A 21080-nucleotide genomic window follows, 5' to 3' on the forward strand; every position below is an offset into this window, starting at 1 on the left:
TGGGAAGCGGTCAGCGACCGGGGACGGACGGGGGACGGGCGGGCGCCAGTGTGGGGAGTACGGCCGAAGCCGCTGGCGGTTGGGTCGGGACGGAGCGCTGGGCGGTCGGCGAGAGCGCGAGAGCAGCGCTCACTCGTGGCGAGGCTGGGAAGGGCCGTTGCGGCACGCCGAGTTGATCGAGGCGTGCGTGGATGGCGGTGAGTACGTTCGGGATGCTGCCGCCTTGCGGGGCATCGGGGCCGCCGGGCTCCGAGTCGTAGATCACTTCGTTCGCCGCGGAATCGTCGGGATGCCCGCGGGTCACCAACCAGCTGTCGGGATGCCCAGGGGGATGGTCGGTCGGCGGTTCCTGCGGTGGCGAGATGATCACTGAGCTGCCGTCGGGGAGCCTGACGTGGACGATGTAGTCGCTGAGGCCGTACTCGACGGTGCATTCCAGGCCGCGCTGCCGAAGCGGAGCGGTGAGGCGTTCGTATCCGTGCTCACGTCCTGTTGTGCCGGCAGTGGCTTGCTGGGGGGCAGGTTCGCTGGCGCGAGCGGTGATGTGCGTGTCCTTCTGCTGGAGAGGGACCGGAGGTTGATCGGGGTGCATGTGGGCTTCTCCATGGCCGACTTCCCTGGCGGCCGGTGGCGCGCGCCTTGGGCTTGTACGGCTGGTAGTGGGGTGTGACGTTCCACGAGGATCCGGCGATCGACTGGTTTGGCTGTGCCGGAAGTCGGTGCTATTGGCGTCAGCGGGAACGACGTGGGGGCGTCGGGTTCGATGCCGGTGGCGCGGGAGGCGAAGCCGGTGAGGTCCCGCGGTTGGTGGAGGTGGAGCGGGCGAGGGCCACCTGGGCACGTTCGGCCTGCGAGGGCCGGTCGGGATCCGCCCGGTTGGCCAAGTAGCCAGCTGCCCGGGCCAGCGCCGGGCCCTGGAAAGCCAACTCGTTCGCGTAGTGCCATCCTTCGGAGTTACGGATCTCCTGGGCCTGGCTCGCGTAGATCTCTCGTGAGCCGGGGAGCGAATAGTCCATGAGCTCCATGACCTGGTCCCACTCGTGCCGGATTTGGCCGGCGCGTTCCAGGGTGGTGTCGATTCCGTGCAGCCGCCGGAGGTCCTCGCTGATCGGCCCTTCGACGTAGTCGGCACCGTGGGCGGCGGCGCGGACACCGGCGAGCACCTCGGGTCCGTGGGCGAGGAAGACCTCGACGTGTTTCCATGCTTCGGCGTCTCGTTTCACTTTGCCGTCTGCGTAGCCCTTCTCGTCGATGGGCCAGTCGTAGTGGTCGCAGAAGGAGTCTGAGACGGCGTCCCAGGCGTCGGAGGCCTGCCTGATGCCGGCGGCGGCGGAGGCCAGCGCTGGGACGTGCTGCCGCCACGCCAGGTGATCGGTGGTCGCCTTTGGCTGGCTCTTATGAGAATCGGGTGGAGTGGGCACGATTGGTCCTCGTTCCTGTGCCTGGGCTCAGCGTGATCGCGGCAGCCAAGGGGCGGTGGGCGGTGGGATGTGGGCAGGAACCTCGCTTTGCCGCATGACGGAAGTGCCCCGGACCGACACAGTTGGGGAGATACGGGCCGCTGCTGCCGCTCGATGCGAGCGGGAGTGGATTTCGTGGCCCAAGTCCTCTCCCACGAAATGCAGTTCATCGCCGAGGTCGTTCAGGCGGTCTGCGAGGACGTCCAGTTCGGAGGCGCTGCTTCGGGCGCCGTGAGCGCGGCACCACTCGGAGGCAGTTTCGAGCATCTGGTGCAGCCGGGCCACCGCGCCGGAGTCGTCCGTGAGTGCCTCGTGGAGCAGGTCGGCGAACTCCTCAGGTCGTGCGGCGGCAAGACGGTCGTTCCAGTCGACGTCTGGTGCGACGGTGGCCGGACGTGTGGCCGGTGCGGGGGCTTCCTCGTGGACTCGGTGGTCTGCTCGCGGTACGGTTGACGACATAGCTCAACTCCGTTTTGTATAGCGCTAGTTGGGCTAGGCAGACATGCGGGCGTCGGTGTCGAACAGTTCGCGCTCCGCTGGGTGCAGGATGTGCTGGGTGATGAAGCTCCGGCCCGCGACTTTCCACAGACCCCGGCCCTTGGTCAGGGCGGACACCGCCTGGGTCTCGACGCCGGTCAGGCCGAGCAGTGACGCGGCGGCGGCGAGCTGGTCGGGTTCCTGGCGGTAGATGATGCGGGTGGAACAGTCGGCAAGGAGGCCCTCGGCCAGCACTCGGCCGCGTGAGCCGGCATCGCCTGCGCTGAGCAGGTCGCTGAGGCGGTGGATGACCATGAGGTTCGCGATGCCGAGCCCGCGGGAGAGCTTCCACTGGGACTGCATGCGCTCCAGCAGGCCGACGTGCCTCATGACCCGCCACGCCTCGTCGTAGATCACCCAGCGTCGCCCGCCGTCCGGGTCGGCGAGCGCGGACTCCATCCACGCGCTCGCGCAGGTCATCGCGAGGACCAAGGCGGTGTCGTCGCCGGAGCCGCCGAGGCGCGAGAGGTCGATGGACAGCATCGGCGTGGTCGGGTCGAAGGCCACCGTCGAGGGAGCGTCGAACATGCCGCTCAAGTCGCCGTGCACGAGCCGGCGAAGGGCGTGCGCGAGGTCCTGCGCGGCCGGTCCCATGCGTCCGGCCTGGTCGCCGAGGGCCCGGTCGAGGCGCTCGGGCGAGCCCAATGCGTGCGCGATCTCGCCGAGCAGCGGCACCGTGCCGTCGGCGGCGGCCTCGGCGACGATCAGGTCGAGCGCGAGATCCAGGGCCGTGTGCTCCATCGGCAGGAGATCACGCTTCAGGACGGTGCGCGCCAGGCCCGCCAGGAGCAGAAGGCGGCGCTTTCGGACCTCGGTTACCCAGTCGCCCTCACTCACCGAGGCGGGACGAGCCGGAGCATCCAGCGGGTTCAGCCTGCCCGGGAGCCCCGGCCCCAGCGCGATGCTGTAGCCGCCGAGAGCCTGTGAGACGGCCGTCCACTCTCCCTTGGGATCGCATGGCACGTAGACCCGGTAGCCGTGGGCAATGGCCCGGGTGGCTATCGACTTGGCCAGCGCGGACTTGCCCATGCCGATGATTCCGGCCAGGACGGCGTTCGGATTCGTGAAGCCCTCGATCCGGCCGCTGCTGTAGAGGGAGAAGGGGTCGTAGCAGAATGCGGCCTCGGCATGGACATCGCGGCCGATGAAGATGCCATCGGCGCCCAGGCCGCCCTCCGCGAGGAACGGGTAGGCCCCGGACACGGTGGCGGTGGTCATGCGGTGGGCGGGCAGACGGAGCATGCCGCCCCGAGCCGAGGACGGACCGGGGCGCCCGGATGGCGGGTAGGCCGACCGCAGTTCCGGGTCGAGGCTCGCCTCGGTGCGGTGCTTGGGCGGGGCTGCGGCGAGACGGGCCTGACGGCGGGCCTCGGCGAAGCCGGCACGGGCGGAGCGCTGCTCGGTGCGTGATGCCTTTCGGGGGACGAACAGGTGGGAGGCGCTGGCACGGGTACGGGGCATGAACGCTTCTCCAGAAGGGTGGCGGGTCAGTGGCGGGCGAGGCCGGTGAACGGTGCGTGCAGGTCGGCCGGGGTGGTGCGGCGGCGCACCAGGTGCGCGGTGCGCTGGTGGCGCTGGCAGATGGTCAGCTCCGGCGCCCCTTCGGGCAGCCCGGCCTGACACGCCTCGCGTTCGGGCACCTCGCCGGAGTCCGGCCGGGGCGCCGCGTGGTAGGCAGCGTGGACGTGGTCGGCTACCTGCCAGATCCGGGTGCGGGCGGCGCGGAGCTGGTCGCCTTCGACCGCGACGAGCTGACCGGTGCGGACGGCATGGGCGTCCAGCAGGCCGTGCAGTGCGACGAGGTGGGCGTGCAGGGCGTCCAGTTCCGTGCGGGCGGTGACGAGGGGGCCGCCTGGGATGTTGAGCGCGCGGTGGAAGTCGAGCGCGGCGGTGGCGAAGGGCACAAAGTCCTGCGCGGTCGGGCTGGCGGTGCGGGACATGGGGGTGCTCTTTCGGAAGGGAGGAGGTCCGGCATCAGACGGCGAGGGCGAGCGGCATACCGGCGGTGGTGAACGCTTCGGCCTGCTGCCAGGTGAGCAGCCGGAGGTCGAGCTGGGCACCGACCGCCGCGGTCTCCACGACCGCGCAGGCGGAACGAAGCTCCTCCTCCGTGTCGGCCGAGACGGTCAGCAGGCCGGTCAGGGCGACATCCGCATGGCCGGCGATGAGCTGGCGCTCACGGGACTTGATGTCCTGGTACTCGATCGAGTCCGCCTCGGAGTCGACCTGCCCCCGCCGGGCTCGCTCGGCGGCATCCGCGATCACGCTGGACTTCTTGCGCTGGACATCGCGCAGGGCGGCGTCCAATCCCTTCGGCTCGTACGACAGAGACAAGGTGCGCCGGACCCCGGCGGTGAACAGCAACTGGTGCAGGAAGCCTGCTGAGGTTTCGGTGCGGGGCCAGTTCTCCACCCAATACGTGGAGTGGACGGCCGAGTCGGTCGCGATGTGGTCCGCCTTCTCGACGACCACGACGGGTCCGGCGGCGGCGGGCTCGACCTCGGGACGTTCACCGGTGGACCAACGATCCAGCGTCGCGTGGGCCTTGGGGTCATATGCCGTGCGCACGACGGCGGCGATCTCCCGGGCAGTGAGCCAGCCGGTGGGGTTGAGCCCGGCGGTCCGTGCGGCCTGATCGAAGGTCGAGGTCAGCTGCGCCAGGACGCTGAAAGCCCCGGTGAGACCGCCGCCTGCCTGATTGATCAGGCGTCGCGTGGCCTTGGCATCCAGCGACACTGCGACGTACGCCTCGTGCGGGGCCGCCGCCGGACCAGCGCTCTGGATCAGCTCGCTGTAGATCGCTTTGGCCACGGGGGCATCGGCCTGGCCGTGCTCTTCCCAGTAGCGGCGAAGCGCGTCGCCGGAGTCCGGGACGGTGCGCTCGAGCACCTGGATCCGGGCGACTTGCCCCGTGCGGGCGAGGGCGGCCAGTGCGCGTCCCCAGCCGTTGACGTTGGAGTTCTGAGTGCCAGGGTCGAGCAGCGCGTAGGCGCGGGAAGAGACCTTGACGACGGCGGTCAGGGTGCCAGTGTGCGGGTTGTGGACCGCACCGTACCGGGCGTCGGGGGCGGTGACAACGCGCAGGCTGGCGGCGGTGCCGGGCAGGTGAAGGAGCCCTTCGTGAACCGGGCGGCGGGAGGGCCGGGCGAGCCAGACGAGCTGGCCGCGCATCCGGCGCAGGACGTAGCGGGAGACGATCGGAGCCCAGTCCGCCAGGGCACGGCCTCGGTGGCGGACGAAGACCAGCAGGGCGATGACGACCCACAGCGGGACGAGTTCAAGAGCGCCGACCACGCCGCGGGTGAGGACCACGGCGAGAAGGAGAAGGCCGGTGAGGCCGGCGACGATCAGCTGCGGGGCGGTCAGGCCGAGCAGGATGCCGCGCCTGCTGCGGTGGGGGAATTTCACGGTGGCCGTGGGGGAGTGATGTGTGCCGGACATGGTGGTTCCAGACGGTGGGAGCGGGCGGAGGACGTGGCGTGCGGCGCTCTTCTGGATGTCATGGCGAAACCTGTCTGCTGATCGGTCGGACTGAGTGGGGGCGGGTTGCGAAGTGCAGCCCGCCCCCACTGGGAGGGGTCAGGAGCCTGACGGCGGCTGGGCGGGGAACACCCAGTTCGTCGGCGACGGAGAACCGGTGGCCGACGGTCCCGTGGAAGGTGCCGGCGCAGTCGAGGGCGCTGGGCCTGCGGACGGCACGGTGCCCGTGAAGGCCGCGCCGCCTCCAGGAACCGGCGCACCGTCGGCACCGCCCGCACTGCCTTGGACGGTCACCTCGGACCCTTCTGCGTCGCCCTCCCCGGGCCGGGTGATCAGCGGCGGGATGCCGGGGCGCTGGATCAGGGCCCTGCCCTTGTCGCCGGTGGCATTCGGGTTCTCGCCGTAGCGGAAGGTGGTCTGGGCCTTGGGCAGCCCGGAGTCGATGCCTTCCTTGCTGAGGTTGCCGCCGGCGGGGTTGATCCCGGAGGCGACACCGTCGCTGCCCGCGCCGGGTACCTGGCTGGGGCCCTGCGGTGCGGGGGAGCCGGTGCCGACCCGCATGGCGAGGGTGCCCGCGGTCTTCGCGGCTCCGGCGGCGACCGCCATGCCGGCCACGCTGGTGCGATGCAGGTCGTCCTGGCCGCCCCCGTCGCTGGCCCAGTGGACGAACTTGTAGGTCGCGTAGGGGCAGAGCAGCACCAAGACCATCACGACGATGCCGGACATCGCGTCGGACAGGGCGGCCATGCCGCCGTGCGCATCCGACTTGCCCATCGCCGAGACACCGATGAGGAAAACCACGGTCATCAGGAGCTTCGAGACGACCAGGGTGGCGGTGGCCTCGATCCAGCCACGCCGCCACCGTTTGGCGACCTCCCACCCGCCGCCGGCGCCGGCGAACACAGCGAGGGCGACCATGATCAGGACACCGACCTTGCGAGCGACCATTACGCCCCAGTACATGAACGCGCCGATGGCGCATCCCACGGCGACCATGGCTGGGACACCCCAGCCCATGCCGTACATCACCCCCAGCTCGGTGACCTTGACCACGCGCCGGACCGCGTCGTCGATGGAGCTGTTGGCCGCCTTGAACAGGCCGTCGGACAGGGCATCGACGACGGTGATGGCCACGGACGTGAAGGCGACGGCACAGAAGCTGAACAGGACGCCGGTCATGGTGCCGATGGCGGCCTGAGCCAGGGCGCGTTCGTCGCGTCGCCAGGCCGCGGACATCAACTGGATACAGAACGTGCCCACGGTCAACGCGAGCCCGATGGGCAGCAGGAGTTCGTAGTTCTCCCGGAACCATCCAGCGTTCAGGTCGATAGCGGTGGTTCCGTTGACCGCCTTGGCGGCAAGATCAGCAGCGGTGCTGGCCAGTTCGCCCATCGACTTCGCGATCCACGCGCCGATGCCATCGGTGACAGCGCCGGCCGGGTTGGTCGCGAAATCGATCGAGCCGCAGACCTTGTCCATCAGCGGAAAGTCGCAGACCCCCATGGTGATACCTCCTTTCAGGGTTCGGATTCAGGGCGCGACGGACGGCATGACACCGGCCAGAGCGCAGGGGCGGGAGGGGCGGCACTGGACCGCGAGGGTGGCTGCGCGGCTCTCCGCACCGCCGGCGGGCGAGCCCTTCCAGGCGATCGACTGCTTGCCGGAGACGGTCACGGCGTAGACATACGCCTGCGTGATCGTCCCGGGATCCTCCTGAAGAGCCCGCGAGAACGCTTCGGGGAAGTGCCCCTCGTTCACCGTGGCGGTGGCGAACTGGCCGTTGGCGGCCATCTCCTTCCACAACACGGGCGAGGGAACGACCGCGTCAACCGACCCGGGGTCGGCGTACCTGCGCTCTGTCGTCAGCCATCCGTGCAGGGCCGTGAGCAGCTCGGCCTGGGAGTACGCGCGGGTGTCGTAGGACCACAGCGCTGCTGCTGCCGCCTTCCCGAACACGATCGGATTGTGGGTGCTCGGCGGGACCGCGAGAGCATGCGGGGCGGGACCCGAATCGGGCGACCCGGACGCGGATACGGACGGAGACGACGAAGGCGTCGAACTCGGGTGCGCCGCAGGGACGTCGGAGGTCACCTTGTCCTCGCGGGTGAGGTAGGCGGCCAGGCCGGCAAGGACGACGAGCGCCATCAGGACTGCGGCGCCGAGCAGGGCCCGGCGGCGCACGCGAGATGCGCCGCCGGGGTTCAAGGAGCGGTCAGGCATCAGTGGACCTGCGTTCCCAGCGCGCTGAAGAACGCGACCACGCCGTTCGCAGCGCCCAGCAGGAGAGCCGCGCCGGCGCTGACCATGACGCCCTTCTTGCCGTTGGCCTCGGCCTGGTGGCCGCCGGTGTGGTTGCCCCAGGCCCATACGCCCGCGCTGGCGGCGAGTGCGCCGACGGCGGCAATGATTCCGAACAGGTTGAGGGAGCCCATCACCTGTTTGAGAACGGAGAGGCCAGGCAGCCCTCCGTCGCTCGGCGTGATGCCGGGGTCGTAGGCGAGCTGGGTGACTGCGTCAGCGAGAAGCATATAGAGCACCAGTTCGATTCAGTGCACGCGAAAGCCCGCGAGGGCGAAGCGGCGGTACGGGAGAGAAAGAGGGGGGAGGGGGAGCGCCGGTCAGATGACTCGGCGGGCCGCGAGAATCTGCGGCTTCCACGACGCGAGGGTCGTGATGCGGACCACGTCGCCGGTGTGCGGGGCGTGGATGATCAGTCCCTGGCCGATGGCCATGCCGACGTGCTCGGGGGACTTGGCCGTACCTTCGGTGAAGATGAGGTCGCCCGGACGCAGCGCGCCGACCGATACCGCCTTGCCGTCCTTGACCTGCTCGTACGTCGTCCGCGCCAGGGTGACCCCGGCAGCCTTGTACGCCTGCTGCATCAGGGAGGAGCAGTCGCACCGGCCCATAGGGTCCTTGCCGTGGGAGGCGGTGCAGCTCCCGCCCCACTGATACGGCGTGTCGAGCTGGCCGAGCGCCCAGCGGATCGCCGTCTGGACCTTCGCCGGAACATCGGCCGGGACCGTGTATCCGGCCGGCACCGCACCGGGCGGGATGACACCGAAATCAGGCCCGTCCCTGTCGGCCGAGCACCCACCCCCGGCCTCCGGAGCAGTGTCGGCGGCGCCGGCCGAGCCGGACGGCGAGGGGCTCGGTGAGGCGTCACGGGACTTCGACAGAAGGGGCTCGATGGCCTGCTGCAACGCGGTGGCCAGGGGCTCCCACTTGGCGTAGGCATCCGGAAGACCGGAGCGCTGTACGGCCTGGGCGGCCTGGGTGATGGACAGGGACTGCCAGCCCGAGACCTTCTGCAGCCCCTCGTAGAACTTGGTCGAGGAGTGCACCGGGTCGAGAATCTCGTTTGCGGTGCCCCAGCCCTGCGACGGCCGCTGCTGGAACAGCCCCAAGCTGTCGCGGTCGCCGTAGTTCAGGTTCCGCAGGCCGCTCTCCTGCAGGGCCGTCGCTAGGGCGACGATCTGCCCCCGGGCCGGGATGCTCATCGCGACGCCGGTGGCCTGGATTGTCTTGGCATTGGGCACCTGCTCGGCCGGATCATCCATTCCCGGAACGGAGACCGAACCCTTGTTGCCGCCGTCCAGGATGTCCTTCACCTGAGTGGCAACGGCTGCGGCATCCACAGCCTGTGCACCGTCGGTCGAGCAGGTGGCCGAAGCGGTCCCGGCGCCGATGGCGAGGATCGGAACAGCCAGTAGCAAGGGAGCGCAGGCGGTAAGGCCGACGACGGCTCCGGTGGTCGCCTTCATCGTCGCCGCCGCTCACCGAGGCGGCGGTGCCGGCCGGGCGACGGTGTTGGGCTGGGGCGCGGGGGTGTCAGGGCATGCTGCATCGCAGCGGCTCCTCGGGTGTTCGTAGGAGGCGCGGTGCCGACTTCTCGTGCAAAGCCGCCGGCACCACGCCGATGTGAAACCGCCCCTCTGGACGGGCCCGGATCACAGGAGTTCGTAGCTCCCGGACGCCGGTCTCAGGTCACGCGCGGCAGCCGGCCGCGCTCGTAATCTCAGGCAGTACACCCGGCCTCCTCACAACATGCGGAACGAGAGCGAAGACGCGCCTTCCGCACTGCCCTGTTGGACGAGATAGCACGGATAAGCACAGGCCAGCGGAGATGAAGCGAGGCTTTGTCCCGGTGGCATGGCGAGACAGTAGACCGGCAATCCGGCCGCACCAAACGGCCCTTTGACCCGGTCCCGGAGCACGCTTCGCTTCATTGGGTGCGGCCGGGAATCACGGCTAACCTCCGGCGCAACCCCGCCCGAGACGCCTGCCGTTGAGCGCTGTCCCGAGCGGGCCCCAGTCCAGCCGCGCCCATAGAGAGGCCCCGCGCATGAGCTACACGCTGCACCGAGGCGACGCCCTCACTGTGCTCAAGACGCTCCCGGACGAGAGCGTCAACGCCGTGATCACCGACCCCCCGTACAACTCCGGAGGCCGGACCAGCTCCGACCGCACCGGCCGCACCGCACGCGCCAAGTACGTCACCAGCAACAGCGCGCACGACCTCGCCAACTTCCCCGGCGAGAACCGCGACCAGCGCTCGTACCGCTCCTGGCTGACCGAGCTGCTCACCGAGTCCTACCGAGCTTCCACCGAGCACGCGGTGGCCATGGTCTTCTCCGACTGGCGCCAGGGACCGACCACGACCGACGCCCTACAAATGGCCGGCTGGACCTGGAGCGGCACCATCTCGTGGATCAAGCCCGCCAGTCGGCCACGCAAGGGCGGGCCGAAGCAGGACTCCGAGTTCATCATCTGGGGAGTCAAGGGATCCCTCGACAACACCCGCGACCTCTACCTGCCCGGCCACTACATCGCCTCACAGCCCCGCAAGGACCGGGTCCACATCACCCAGAAGCCCGTCGAGATCATGCAGCAGCTCGTACAGATCTGCCCCGAAGGCGGCACCGTCCTCGACCCGTTCACCGGCAGCGGCTCGACAGGAGTCGCGGCCTTGCGCGAGGGACGCCGCTTCGTGGGCGTCGAGTTGTCTTCGCACTACGCCGACGTCGCCGAGCAGCGGCTGCGCGCCGAGCTGACGAAGGACGACTTCGACCTGGCCGGACCAGAGGAGTGATCATGAGAGCAGAGAGAGCCCGGGGCCTACGGGCCGCAGACGCCGAAGGGCGGCTGGCGCATCGAGTATCCGATGCACCAGCCGCCCTTCTCGTTGCGTCAGGTAGCCTCGAACGCTCGCCGGATCAGCGGCGCCGCCTTCTCCAAGCCAGCCGCCGAAACGAGGCGCACCTCCAAGTCCCCGGTCCCCAGGTGCCCGACACCGCGCATGTCCCGGGTGAAGCCCTCTTCCAACACGACCGAGCCCGGGTCGAGTCTGAGATAGAGCAGGATCGCCTCGTACTTCGGACGGAAGATCACCGACGCCACGTTCACCAGCCGCCGGTAGGCGATGTAGTGCCGCAAGGGCGCCACCTCGACCTCGCCCCACGCCGTGAGCGCGTCGTCCACCTCCCCGTACAGGTCCCGCAGGCACTCAGGAACGAGGCCAGTACCCGCCGGCAAAGGGGCCACCGGTGCCGCCAACGCGGTGCCGATCGCCGTCTCCCGCTCCCGATTTCGCCGGGACGAGGCGGCGATCGGGAAGCCCGGCGAGGCGTCAACGAGCAACAGGCCCAGCAGATTGCCCTCGAAGATCCGATAGCGCACCAGGTCGACCCGCTCAGCCAGGCGCTGCACCGCCACACGATCGTGATGGGAGAAGCCGGCCGCGATGCAGACCATCCGCGGACGACGCCAGTCGATCGACTCTGCAACCTCCACGCCCAGCACCTTCCGCACGAGCGCCTCGAACTCGTGCCGCGCCGACTCCAGCCAGGACAGATAGGAAACGGCCTGCGACAGCACTCCGCTGTCGGAGCCCTTCTTGAACTCGATCACCACCGGGCTGCCGTTCTCGTCCAGCCCCAAGGTGTCGATCCGCCCTCGGTGCCACGGGCCGGTCGCATACTCCGACGCCACGAACCGGATGCCGAGCATTTGCTCCAGACCGGCCTCAACCCGCCGCTGCAGTTCCACCTCCAGCGCCACCGTCGAACCGGACAGCTCGACATCCCGCCCGTCCGGGTCCCGCCGGAACAACATCAGCTCGGTCACCAGTCCCCCCTCCCGAGATCAGTACAAGGGAAGCAATCGAAACGGTCCGATGGATATTCCAAACGAAAGGCGAGGCGCCTGCCTTGAGATGGCGTTGCACTGGCACAGCATCACGCACAGTGAAGGGACCCTCGGCATCCCAGCAGCAACAAGTCCAGGCGCGTCGGCGCCCGGCTGTCACGACGGAGGCGAGCACAGGCGCCGCATCTCCGGGCGAGGCCGCTGAAGGCTCTGACCTGCTGTTCAGTGAGCGAGCATGTGGACCGGATAATGCCAGGGATTGCTCAAGTAGCCGTGTCACGTACCCAACCCGAAGCTCAACCGGAAAGGTCGGGCAGGGTCAACACAGGCCGGGCCGGGGCGATCGTGGGATCGTGCCCCATTGACTGTCCGTGGTGATGTGCTCGCGTCGGGATCGTCTGCCCCGGATCTTGCGTGGAGCCGATGGCTCGTAGAGTTAGGGCATGGTTGTTGTTGCTGCTTCAAACTTACCTACGAGCCCCACGGTGCAAGGGACTTGCTCACCGGGACCGTCTGGGGACCTCATCGCTCGTGACGAGGTTGAGCTGAGAGTGGCGGGGCTGAAGGCTATGGCTGATCCGGCCCGGCTGCAGATTCTGCATCTGATCCAGCAGGCCCCTGCAGGGGAGTTGTGCGTGTGCGACCTGACAGATTCGCTGGGATTGAGCCAGCCCGCGGTGAGCCGTCATCTGAAGATCCTTGCGATGGCCGGCCTTCTCGCGCGCGAGCAGCGGGGTACCTGGGCCTGGTTTTCCCTGGTTCCCTCCGCGCTGCGAGACTTGCAGGACCGCGTCTTTGGCTCCCTCGTGCCGCACTAGGCGTTACGAGGTTGGGTCGATGTCCTTGATGAGGGCTTCGACGAGGGTTCTGATCTCGTCGCGGATGGGGCGGACTGCTGCGACGCCCTGTCCTGCGGGGTCTTCGAGTTTCCAGTCGAGGTAGCGCTTGCCGGGGAAGACCGGGCAGGTGTCCCCGCAGCCCATCGTGATGCAGACGTCCGAAGCCCTTACAGCGTCGACGGTGAGGATCTTCGGGGCCTGGTCTGAGATGTCAATGCCGACCTCTGCCATGGCCTCCACCGCGGCCGGGTTGACCGCGTTGCCAGGTGAGGAGCCGGCGGAGCGGACCTCGATGCGGTCGCCGGCGAGGTGGCGAAGCCAGGCAGCGGCCATCTGGGAGCGGCCGGCGTTGTGGATGCAGACGAAGAGTACCGACGGTCTGACGGGCATTGATTGCTCCTGTGCGTATGGGTGTGTGCCTGGTGGTCTGCCTCGCGGACGATCCTGATGTGTCACCATCAATCTCATGCTGACATCGGTCGACGCTGAGGTTGTGCGGGCGCTTGCGGACCCGCTCAGGCTGCGGATTGTGACGTTGCTGGCCCAGGAGGCGTTGTGTACGACGCATCTGGTGGCTGAGACCGGTGCGCGCCAGACCAACCTCTCCAACCATCTGCGGGTGCTGCGTGAGGCAGGTTTGGTGGAGACCGAACCGTGTGGCCGTTTTACGTACTACAAGGTCCGGCCCGAGGCGCTTGAAGCACTCGCATCCTTCTTCGGCGGCCTGGCGCAGAGTGTGCACAACGCCGGAAACGCCCGGCGCCCCTGTCCGTAACTCCCCTCTGAACGGGAGATTCCGCATTCGCCAGTGCACGTGTGGTGTGTCCCCCTTGCCTGCCGACGAGCGGTTGACCGCATCCTGATGGGTCGTGCCCGTTCCGGAGCAGTGTGCTGCTCCGGAACGGCAGGTACATCGAAGTACGCCGATTCAATGACGCTGGTGCTACCCCAGCTCAATGGTTGCTAACCCTCTTCACCCCATGCCTTTGCGGACCGCGTGACCTGGGGAGTCCGGTGCGCCGGACCGTAATTGCGGAACGCCAACTCTGCGCGTTTGCACCGGTGACCGGGCCTTCCGTGCTGCATGGATCGGATCGCGCCACCGGGAGGGTGTCACATTGCGCCACTGTCCGGGCGTGCGTACCAGCTATTCATCGATCTATTGACATACATCGTTTAATGCTGGGAGTGTTCCGCCGTCGGACTGACAGGGCCGTCACCGACCAGGCCCGGGTCTCTGCCGGCCCGGCTGTTTCGTCGCTCACTCTGACCACTCCCTGGGGGGACGTGTGACCACACCCCGTGTGCTCGTGGCTTCTGCTTTCGAGGCGGAGCTCCAACCTCTGACCTCTGCCTGCGTGGCGGCTGCTCTGCGTGATCACGGCGCTGACGTGGTGGGCTGGGACGCCCATCTGCAGCCTGACGCATTGCCTGAGGGCCCGTTCGATCTCACCTTGGTCTCGGTGCAGCAGTTCGAGGGTCTGGAGCGCGGTATCGCCCTGGCCCGGCGCGTCAGCGAGGCGTACGGCACCCTGGTGGTGACGTTCGGCCAGTACGCGCAGATGAATCATCGTGAATTCCTCCAGGTCGTGAGCGGGGTGGCGATGGAGGAGCCGGAACTGATCGCCGAGGACCTGGTCCACCTCGCTTCCGGGACCATGCCCCTGGGCGAGGTGCCGGCGCTGATGACAGCCGGCGGGATGCGTCCCAAGCCGCCGCGCCGCCGGATCAGCGTGGCCGCCCCGGCCAGGGAGCTGTTCCCCTCGCTGGTGCACTACCCGGCCCACCACACCCCGTACGGGCTGATGGGCAACATCGAGGCATCCCGCGGCTGCCACCACAAGTGCACCTACTGCTCGGTGTACGGGGCCTATGACGGCGGGGTGGCAGCCTTCGACGGCGACACCGTCCTGGCCGACGCCCTGCAACTGGCCGAGGAAGGCGTACGGCACTTCTGCTTCATCGACGCGGAGTTCTTCAACTCCCGCACCATTGGTGTCGGTGTCGTCGAGCGGCTCGTCGAGGCGATCGGGCCGATCACGTTCGAGTTCACCACCCGCGTCGACCACGTCCTGGACTACACCAAGGAACTGCAGAAGCTCGTCTCGCTGGGCCTGCGCAAGGTGACGTGCGCGCTGGAGTTCCCCTCCAACCGAATCCTGCGGATCTTCGACAAGCACATCGACGTCGACCACATGAAGCAGGCGGTGGCGGAAGCCGAACGCATCGGCTTCGAGCTGTTTCCCACCTTCATTCCCTTCACGCCATGGATCGAGTACGAGGAACTCCTCGGGTTCGAGGACTGGCTGGTGGAGACGGGGCTGGCCCGGGTCACCGACCCCACGGCCCTGCAGACGCGGCTGTTGCTGTTCAAGGGGTCCCCGCTGCTGTCCTCGCCGTGGATGGAAGACATCGCCACCGTCGACCGCGGTTTCTGGGTGGAGTGGACCCACCCCGACAAGCGCGTCGAGGAGCTGTGGCAGGACCGGCGCACCGATGCCGAGGACGCAGGCAAGATCCGCTGTTGCGTGAAGTGCTGACCCGCCCCCTCATACGCGAAGGACACTGACATGGGTGGATCACCCCGCATCGTCATCTCCACCGGCCAGACCCTGCCCGACATGGACTGGTCCGGCGAACTCGACCGCCTCACCGACTCCTGGCCCTACCTGGGACCCACCTGGCTGCGGGCCACGGAGAAGGTCCTGCCCGAGGCCCAGCCCTGGCACACGATCGCCACCCGCGCGCGGGGCGAACTGGCCCTGCTGCCGGGATACATCATCACCAACCCGCCGGTCGTCGACCACGAGCCGCGCACCTACCTGGGCTGGCAGGCCCCCAGCGGTGAGGAAGTGTGCTGCGGCGCGGAGACGGATGCCGCCCGCAGCGCGGCAGTCGACGCCCTGGGTACTGAGCCGTTCTTTCCGACCCTCCTGCTCGGGTCTCCGCTGGGCTACCGCACAGAGGTCGCCTACAACTTCTGGACGCCCACCCTCATGGGTGCGATCGTCGACAAGCTCGTCCCGGCGGCCTTCGAGGCGGGCATCCGCTGCATCGCCGCCCCGTGGATACCCGACCGGCGAGGCAACGAGGCCCTGGTCACCGCACTGAACGCGGCCGGCGGTCACAGCGCTTTCTGGGGCTTCGAGGACTTCATGAGCCTGGACGCGGGCAGCTGGGAAGGGCACCTGGCCGCGCTGCCGCTGAAGAAGCGCCAGCGCATCAAGGGTGACGTGCGCCGCGCCCTGGCGGCAGGCGTCACCATCGAGCGTGTCGACGGCGAGAACATCCGCCCCTACACGGCCCGGATCGCGGAACTGACCTGCCTCAACCGGGAGAAGAACGGTGCGGGCGAGGAGCCTGGGCACATCGCCGGCATCCTCACCACGCTGATCGACGAGGGCGCCGACGTACGCGCCTACCTCGGCTACAAGGACGGCGCCCTGGTCGCCACCTGCGTCACCGTACGCAAGAACCACCGCCTGTTCCCCAAGTGGGCCGGCTTCGACTACGCGGCGATCGGCGAACGCAGCGGCATCTACTTCGCCCTGGTCCTGGACGCACCCGTCAAGGACGCCTACGCCGAAGGGCTGCGCACCGTGGAGTTCGGTGCGGGCGCCCACCAGGCCAAGGCCCTGCGCGGCTGCACCCCGAGGAAGGTCACCACCACTCTGGTGATGTCCGACCCCGACCTACGTCCCCAGGCTGCCACCTGGCTGGATGCCTTCGGCGCCAGCCGCCGCATCGCGTTCGGTGACGCGACAGCCGCACCCTCCCAGCCCGCACCCCTCACCCTGCTCGGCCAGAGCCCGGACGGGGGCTGCTGCTCCACCGGCTGACCCCCTCCCAGGCTTTCGAATCGGACCAGAAGGAACGACATGATCACGTTCATTCCGCTGACCGGGTTCCTCGGGGCGGGCAAGACCACCACCATGACCGCAACCGCGCTGGCCCTGCAGGAAACCGGCCGCAAAGTCGCCGTCATCACCAACGACCAGGGCGTCGAGCTGGTCGACACCAAACTGGTCCGCAGCAAACTCGGCAGCGTCGCTGAAGTCACCGGCGGATGCTTCTGCTGCAAGTTCGAGGACCTCGTCGAGGCCGTCGTCGCCCTGGTCGACTCCGACGGAGTCGACGTCGTGATCGCCGAGGCCGTCGGCTCCTGCACCGACCTGCAGGCTACCGTCGTACGCCCGCTGCGCCAGTACTACGGCGACAGCATGGTCGTCGCCCCCCTCACCACGGTCGTCGACCCGCTGCGCCACCTGGCCTTCGAGCGCGCGGCCCAGCGAGCCGAACCGGAATCGGACCTCTCCTACCTGTTCCGCCAGCAGCTCACCGAAGCCGACGTCATCGCCGTCAACAAACTCGACACCATCCCGGCGCCACGGGCCGAGACTCTGCTGAAGGACCTGGCCGCCCGGTACCCCAACGCCACTGTGGTGGGCTACTCCGCCACCACCGGTGCCGGACTTGAGGACCTCACCGACGCCTGGCGGGCACCGGCGACCAACCAGGATGTCCAGCTCGACATCGACTATGACCGCTATGCCGCCGCCGAGGCGCAACTGGCCTGGATGAACCAGGAACTCGACCTCACCTCAGCAGTGGCGGGCACCGGCTTCGACGCCACCGCCTGGGCCGGCACCGTACTGACCGGGCTCTCCCGCTGGGCACAGGACGGCAATGCGGTGATCGGGCATGCCAAGCTCACCGTGGAGCTGCCCGACGGGGACTTCGCCAAGCTCAGCTGCACCCAGGCCGGAGCCGACCCCACGTGCGACCGCGCCGCCGCTGCCCATGCCCCGGCCGGCCGGGCGGTCATCAACGCCCGCATCGCCTGCGAGCCCGAGGCCCTCGACCAGGCCGTCACCGCGGCGGTCAAAGCGGCCGACGACAGCCACCAGGTCATGTCCTCCGCGACCGCACCGGTCTCCTTCAAGCCGTCCTACCCCCGCCCGGTCCACCGCCTCGCCCCCGCCGGCGCCTGACCCCCTTCCTCAAGGACTTCAGACATGAGTGACACCACCACCACGGCCTCGGGCACCTTGCAGGAAGAGGTCCGCGCCTACTACCGCGCCAAGGCCGAAGAGGCCGAGACCAGTGGCGCCTGCTGTTCCCCCGACCCCAATACCTTCGGCCCCGCCGCTTACGACGAGATCGGCCCCGGCGCCGCACCGGACACCGCCCTGCTCGCTTCCCTGGGCTGCGGCAACCCCAGCGCGGTCGCCGAACTGCGGGAAGGAGAAACGGTTCTGGACCTGGGCTCCGGTGGCGGACTGGACGTGATCCTGTCCGCACGCCGCGTCGGCCCCGACGGGCGGGTCTTCGGGCTGGACTTCCTTGAGGAGATGCTCGCTCTGGCGGCCCGCAACATCGAAGACGCCGAGATCGACAACGTGGTCCTCCTCAAGGGCACCATCGAGTCCATTCCACTGCCCGCGAAGACCGTCGACGTCATCATCTCCAACTGCGTGATCAACCTGTCGCTGAACAAGCCAGCCGTGTTCGCCGAGATGGCCCGCGTGCTGGCCCCCGGCGGACGTCTGGGCATCAGCGACGTCGTGGCCGAGGACCGCCTCAGCCCCGACGAGCGGGCCCAGCGCGGCGGGCACAGTCAGTGCATCGCAGGCGCCCTGTCGGTGGGGGAGTACCGCGAACTCCTGGACGCCGTGGGCCTGAAGGACACCGAGATCGTCTTCACCCAGGAAGCCGCGGACGGCCTGCACGCCGCCATTATCCGCGCCCGCAAGCCCGTCGACAACGAAGCCGACGCTCCGCAGGAGTGTGCCCCCGGGGGCACCTGCTGCTGATCCGCACCGCCGGATTCCGGGCCGCGGCCCCCTGATGGCCGCGGCCCCTTCACACACTGGAGACACCGCCATGTCTTTCACTGTCGTGCTCGTTTTCATCCTGGTAGCGGCCCTTGCCGCCGCCAACGGCAGCAATGACGTCCCCAAAGGCGTCGCCACCCTCGCCGGGGCGGGGGTGACCAAGTACCGCACCGCCATTGTGTGGGGCACCGTCACCACCCTCGCCGGATGCCTGTGCTCCCTGGCCCTGGCCGACCGCATGACCAAGCTCTTCTCCGCGGGCATCGTCACCGCTGAACCGACCGACGCATTCGCCGTCGCCGTGCTCGCCGGCGCGGTCGCCTGGGTCGCCCTCGCCACCGTCCTGCGCCTGCCCGTCTCCACCACCCACGCCCTGATCGGCGCCCTCCTGGGCGCCGGGATGCTGCTCGCATCCGACTCCATCGCCTGGAGTGCCATTCCGGAGAAACTCATCATCCCGCTGCTCGTCAGCATCGGCATCGCCTACGCCATATCCCTGGTCCTGGCCCTGGTCTTCAACCGCGGCGCCGCCTCCAAGCCCCCCACCACTGAGCCGGAAGCGACCGCCGAACCCGCATCCCCGGCCACCCCGGCAGGCGAGGGCGGAGCCGTGCTGGCCGCCGAACGCGTCAACGCCGCCCCGACCACCGCCACCGAGCCCCCCGCCGGGCGCGTCCTGGCCGCCGCACACTGGCTCACCAGCGGTGCCACCGGCTTCGCCCGGGGCCTCAACGACACCCCCAAGATCGTCGCCATCGGCGCGTTCGCCCTGGTCCCGGCCGGCATGACGACCTGGCAGATCATGCTCCTGGTCTCCGGAGCGATGGCCCTCGGTTCCCTCACCGGTGGCATGCGTCTGGCCCAGCGCCTGGGCGAAGGCGTCATCCGCATGAACCACCGCGAAGGGTTCATGGCCAACATCACCACCGCCACCCTGGTCGGCCTCGGCGCCGGCTACGGGCTGCCCATGTCCACCACCCACACCTCGACGGGCGCCATCGCGGGCTCGGCAGGGGCCAACCTCAGCCGTCTGAGCGGCAAGACACTGCGTCACTTCCTCATCGCCTGGCTGGTGACCCCGCCCTTCGCCGCAGCGGTAGCCGCCCTGGTCTTCCTGGTGGCCCGTTAACCACCCTCGTGCACGAGCCCTCACTTGGGCGGGCAACCGCCGAGGAGTACGCCCGCTGGTTCCAGGCCCTCGCCGACCCGACACGCATTCTCATCGTGCGTTTCGTCAGCCGACAGGAACGCCCGGTACCAGCGGGCGTCATCGTCGACCACCTCAAGCTCAGCCAGTCGACGGTCTCCCACCACCTCAAGATCCTGCGCCAGGCCCGCTTCCTCACCACCGCCCGAGCCGGAACCGACATCCTCTACGGCCTCGACGACCACTGCCTCACCCAGCTCCCCGCAGGTCTCCTCACCTGCAACGGCCCCTACCCCGGCCGCGCCAGTCCCCGCACCGCAGCCGCACACCCCGACGGTCACACGCCCATCAAGAGGCCCGAAATGGACGCCACCACCCCGCCCACCGGCGACACGCCGGCCCCCGTCCTCCTGCTCATCGGCAGCGGAGACCGCCGCTATCGCGAGTACATCCTCGCCGCGATCACCCGTGACTTCCGCCTTTGGCTCCTGGATGCCTACGAGCCCACCTGGCAACTTCCGTACATCGAAGGCGCCACGGTGCTGAACACCAAAGACGTCCACGCCCTGCACGAGGCTGCTGGTCACGTCGCAGCCGCTCTTCCCGTCGTGGGGGTCTTCACCTACGACGAGTCACTTGTGCACGCTGCTGCGCAGCTCGCCCAGACCCTCGGCCTGCCCGGCAGCCCGCCGCGCGCGGTCCAGGCCTGCCGGGACAAGGCAGCCACCCGCGCCATCCTCAACGAAGCCGAGATCCCGCAGCCGGCATCCACCCCCGTGGCCGACGCCGATGAGGCCACGGCCGCAGCAGAGACCATCGGATATCCCGTAGTCGTCAAGGCCCGCGGACTCGCCGGGAGCATGGGCGTCCTGCGCGCCGACACCCCTGCTGGCGTCCGCGAGGCGTACGCGGTCGCCGCTGCGGCCACTTACGCCGGGGTGCCGCGCTATGAAGCCGACGTCTTGATCGAGGAGCTCCTGACCGGTGAGGAGATCAGCATCGACGCTGTCATCACCGAAGGCGTCTGCACCCCGATGGTCCTGGCCCGCAAGCAGGTCGGCTGCAACCCCTACTTCGAGGAAATCGGACACACCGTCCACGGCGCCGACCCTCTCATGGAGGACCCCGAACTCCTGGACCAGCTCAACCGCATCCACAAAGCGATCGGCTACGTCCACGGCGCCACGCACACCGAGTTCAAACTCACCCCACACGGGCCCCGGCTGATCGAGATCAACGCCCGGCTCGGCGGTGACTTCATCCCCTATCTCGGAGCCCTCGCCACCGGAACCGACCCTGCAGTCGCCGCCGCCCGCGTGGCCGCCGGGTTCACCCCCGACACCGCACCCCGCACCAGCCACACCGCCGCGATCCGCTTCCTCTACCCGGCCCAGGACTGCATCGCGGCCACCGTGACCGTCCGGACCGACCGCCTCGGCCCCACCATCCATCGCGCCGTGGCCACCGCCGGCCCCGGTACCGCGCTCGCCCTGCCGCCGCGCGCCTACCTCAACCGCTACGGATACGTCATCGCCGTCGGCGAGGACCCCGAGCAGGTGACCGCCGACCTCGCCGATCCGAGCGCACTGATCGAACTGCGAGCCCAGCCCCCTGCCAGCTGAACCGTCGGCACAGG

General features: G+C 68.9%; 21 protein-coding genes. 10 read left to right on the plus strand and 11 right to left on the minus strand.

Translation table 11 applies throughout. The annotated features are described in order from the left end of the window. Positions 1–10 precede the first annotated feature (10 nt). Entirely contained in the window at positions 11–592 is a 582-nt protein-coding gene (locus tag SH922_RS37855; protein ID WP_393063047.1) for a hypothetical protein, read from the minus strand. Between the two features lie 139 nt (positions 593–731). Further along, positions 732–1367 (minus strand): hypothetical protein, encoded by a 636-nt coding sequence (locus SH922_RS37860; protein ID WP_371604735.1) that lies wholly within the window; start codon positions 1365–1367, stop codon positions 732–734. A gap of 228 nt (positions 1368–1595) precedes the next feature. On the opposite strand from SH922_RS37860, the gene SH922_RS37865 reads away from it, so the two are divergent. Beyond that, positions 1596–1913, plus strand: coding sequence for a hypothetical protein (locus SH922_RS37865; protein ID WP_393063048.1), 318 nt, complete (start codon positions 1596–1598; stop codon positions 1911–1913). Positions 1914–1952: 39 nt separating this feature from the next. Here the strand turns inward: SH922_RS37865 and SH922_RS37870 are convergent, their stop codons facing one another. From SH922_RS37870 to SH922_RS37900, 7 genes are all read right to left on the minus strand, one after another. Next, positions 1953–3458 carry an ATP-binding protein gene (locus tag SH922_RS37870; RefSeq protein WP_393063049.1) on the minus strand — a complete coding sequence of 502 codons (1506 nt, stop codon included), beginning with the start codon at positions 3456–3458 and terminating at the stop codon, positions 1953–1955. 26 nt (positions 3459–3484) lie between these two features. Continuing rightward, positions 3485–3937 carry a DUF6238 family protein gene (locus SH922_RS37875; RefSeq protein ID WP_393063050.1) on the minus strand — a complete coding sequence of 151 codons (453 nt, stop codon included), beginning with the start codon at positions 3935–3937 and terminating at the stop codon, positions 3485–3487. Between the two features lie 34 nt (positions 3938–3971). After that, entirely contained in the window at positions 3972–5438 is a 1467-nt protein-coding gene (locus SH922_RS37880; protein ID WP_363065457.1) for an SCO6880 family protein, read from the minus strand. Positions 5439–5576: 138 nt separating this feature from the next. After that, on the minus strand, positions 5577–6980 hold the full coding sequence (locus SH922_RS37885) for an ATP-binding protein (RefSeq protein ID WP_363065459.1): 1404 nt from the start codon (positions 6978–6980) through the stop codon (positions 5577–5579). 27 nt (positions 6981–7007) lie between these two features. After that, on the minus strand, positions 7008–7697 hold the full coding sequence (locus SH922_RS37890; protein WP_371602235.1) for a hypothetical protein: 690 nt from the start codon (positions 7695–7697) through the stop codon (positions 7008–7010). Beyond that, complete coding sequence (locus SH922_RS37895; protein ID WP_393063051.1) at positions 7697–8005, minus strand: DUF6112 family protein; 309 nt, start codon at positions 8003–8005, stop codon at positions 7697–7699. Before SH922_RS37895 ends, SH922_RS37890 begins: the two co-directional genes overlap by 1 nt. A 90-nt stretch (positions 8006–8095) precedes the next feature. Then, on the minus strand, positions 8096–9241 hold the full coding sequence (locus tag SH922_RS37900) for a C40 family peptidase (protein WP_393063052.1): 1146 nt from the start codon (positions 9239–9241) through the stop codon (positions 8096–8098). Positions 9242–9822: 581 nt separating this feature from the next. On the opposite strand from SH922_RS37900, the gene SH922_RS37905 reads away from it, so the two are divergent. Then, a complete protein-coding gene (locus SH922_RS37905; protein WP_371602233.1) occupies positions 9823–10569 on the plus strand; it encodes a site-specific DNA-methyltransferase in 747 nt (248 codons plus the stop codon). Positions 10570–10667: 98 nt separating this feature from the next. On the opposite strand, the gene SH922_RS37910 is transcribed toward SH922_RS37905, so the two are convergent. Continuing rightward, positions 10668–11603 carry a hypothetical protein gene (locus SH922_RS37910; RefSeq protein WP_393063053.1) on the minus strand — a complete coding sequence of 312 codons (936 nt, stop codon included), beginning with the start codon at positions 11601–11603 and terminating at the stop codon, positions 10668–10670. Between the two features lie 572 nt (positions 11604–12175). On the opposite strand from SH922_RS37910, the gene SH922_RS37915 reads away from it, so the two are divergent. Then, entirely contained in the window at positions 12176–12442 is a 267-nt protein-coding gene (locus tag SH922_RS37915) for a metalloregulator ArsR/SmtB family transcription factor (protein ID WP_363065467.1), read from the plus strand. Between the two features lie 3 nt (positions 12443–12445). Here the strand turns inward: SH922_RS37915 and SH922_RS37920 are convergent, their stop codons facing one another. Continuing rightward, positions 12446–12853, minus strand: coding sequence for an arsenate reductase ArsC (locus SH922_RS37920; RefSeq protein ID WP_393063054.1), 408 nt, complete (start codon positions 12851–12853; stop codon positions 12446–12448). A gap of 76 nt (positions 12854–12929) precedes the next feature. On the opposite strand from SH922_RS37920, the gene SH922_RS37925 reads away from it, so the two are divergent. The 7 genes from SH922_RS37925 to SH922_RS37955 all read left to right on the plus strand — a co-directional run bounded on the left by SH922_RS37925 (position 12930) and on the right by SH922_RS37955 (position 21066). Continuing rightward, on the plus strand, positions 12930–13238 hold the full coding sequence (locus SH922_RS37925; RefSeq protein ID WP_371602230.1) for an ArsR/SmtB family transcription factor: 309 nt from the start codon (positions 12930–12932) through the stop codon (positions 13236–13238). A 514-nt stretch (positions 13239–13752) separates the two neighbouring features. Further along, the gene (locus SH922_RS37930) at positions 13753–15003 is read left to right on the plus strand and encodes an RCCLKC-tail radical SAM protein (protein ID WP_285570385.1); all 1251 of its coding nucleotides are present in this window, start codon (positions 13753–13755) and stop codon (positions 15001–15003) included. A gap of 30 nt (positions 15004–15033) precedes the next feature. Beyond that, on the plus strand, positions 15034–16302 hold the full coding sequence (locus SH922_RS37935; RefSeq protein ID WP_393063055.1) for a GNAT family N-acetyltransferase: 1269 nt from the start codon (positions 15034–15036) through the stop codon (positions 16300–16302). A gap of 39 nt (positions 16303–16341) precedes the next feature. Beyond that, positions 16342–17454 (plus strand): GTP-binding protein, encoded by a 1113-nt coding sequence (locus SH922_RS37940; protein WP_360861801.1) that lies wholly within the window; start codon positions 16342–16344, stop codon positions 17452–17454. Between the two features lie 24 nt (positions 17455–17478). Then, positions 17479–18276 carry a methyltransferase domain-containing protein gene (locus tag SH922_RS37945; RefSeq protein ID WP_326656709.1) on the plus strand — a complete coding sequence of 266 codons (798 nt, stop codon included), beginning with the start codon at positions 17479–17481 and terminating at the stop codon, positions 18274–18276. Positions 18277–18346: 70 nt separating this feature from the next. Continuing rightward, positions 18347–19426 carry an anion permease gene (locus SH922_RS37950; protein ID WP_393063056.1) on the plus strand — a complete coding sequence of 360 codons (1080 nt, stop codon included), beginning with the start codon at positions 18347–18349 and terminating at the stop codon, positions 19424–19426. Between the two features lie 8 nt (positions 19427–19434). After that, a complete protein-coding gene (locus tag SH922_RS37955) occupies positions 19435–21066 on the plus strand; it encodes a metalloregulator ArsR/SmtB family transcription factor (protein ID WP_393063057.1) in 1632 nt (543 codons plus the stop codon). Positions 21067–21080: the final 14 nt, after the last annotated feature.

The sequence above is a fragment of the Streptomyces sp. LN549 genome (assembly GCF_043203805.1).
Taxonomy (GTDB): domain Bacteria; phylum Actinomycetota; class Actinomycetes; order Streptomycetales; family Streptomycetaceae; genus Streptomyces.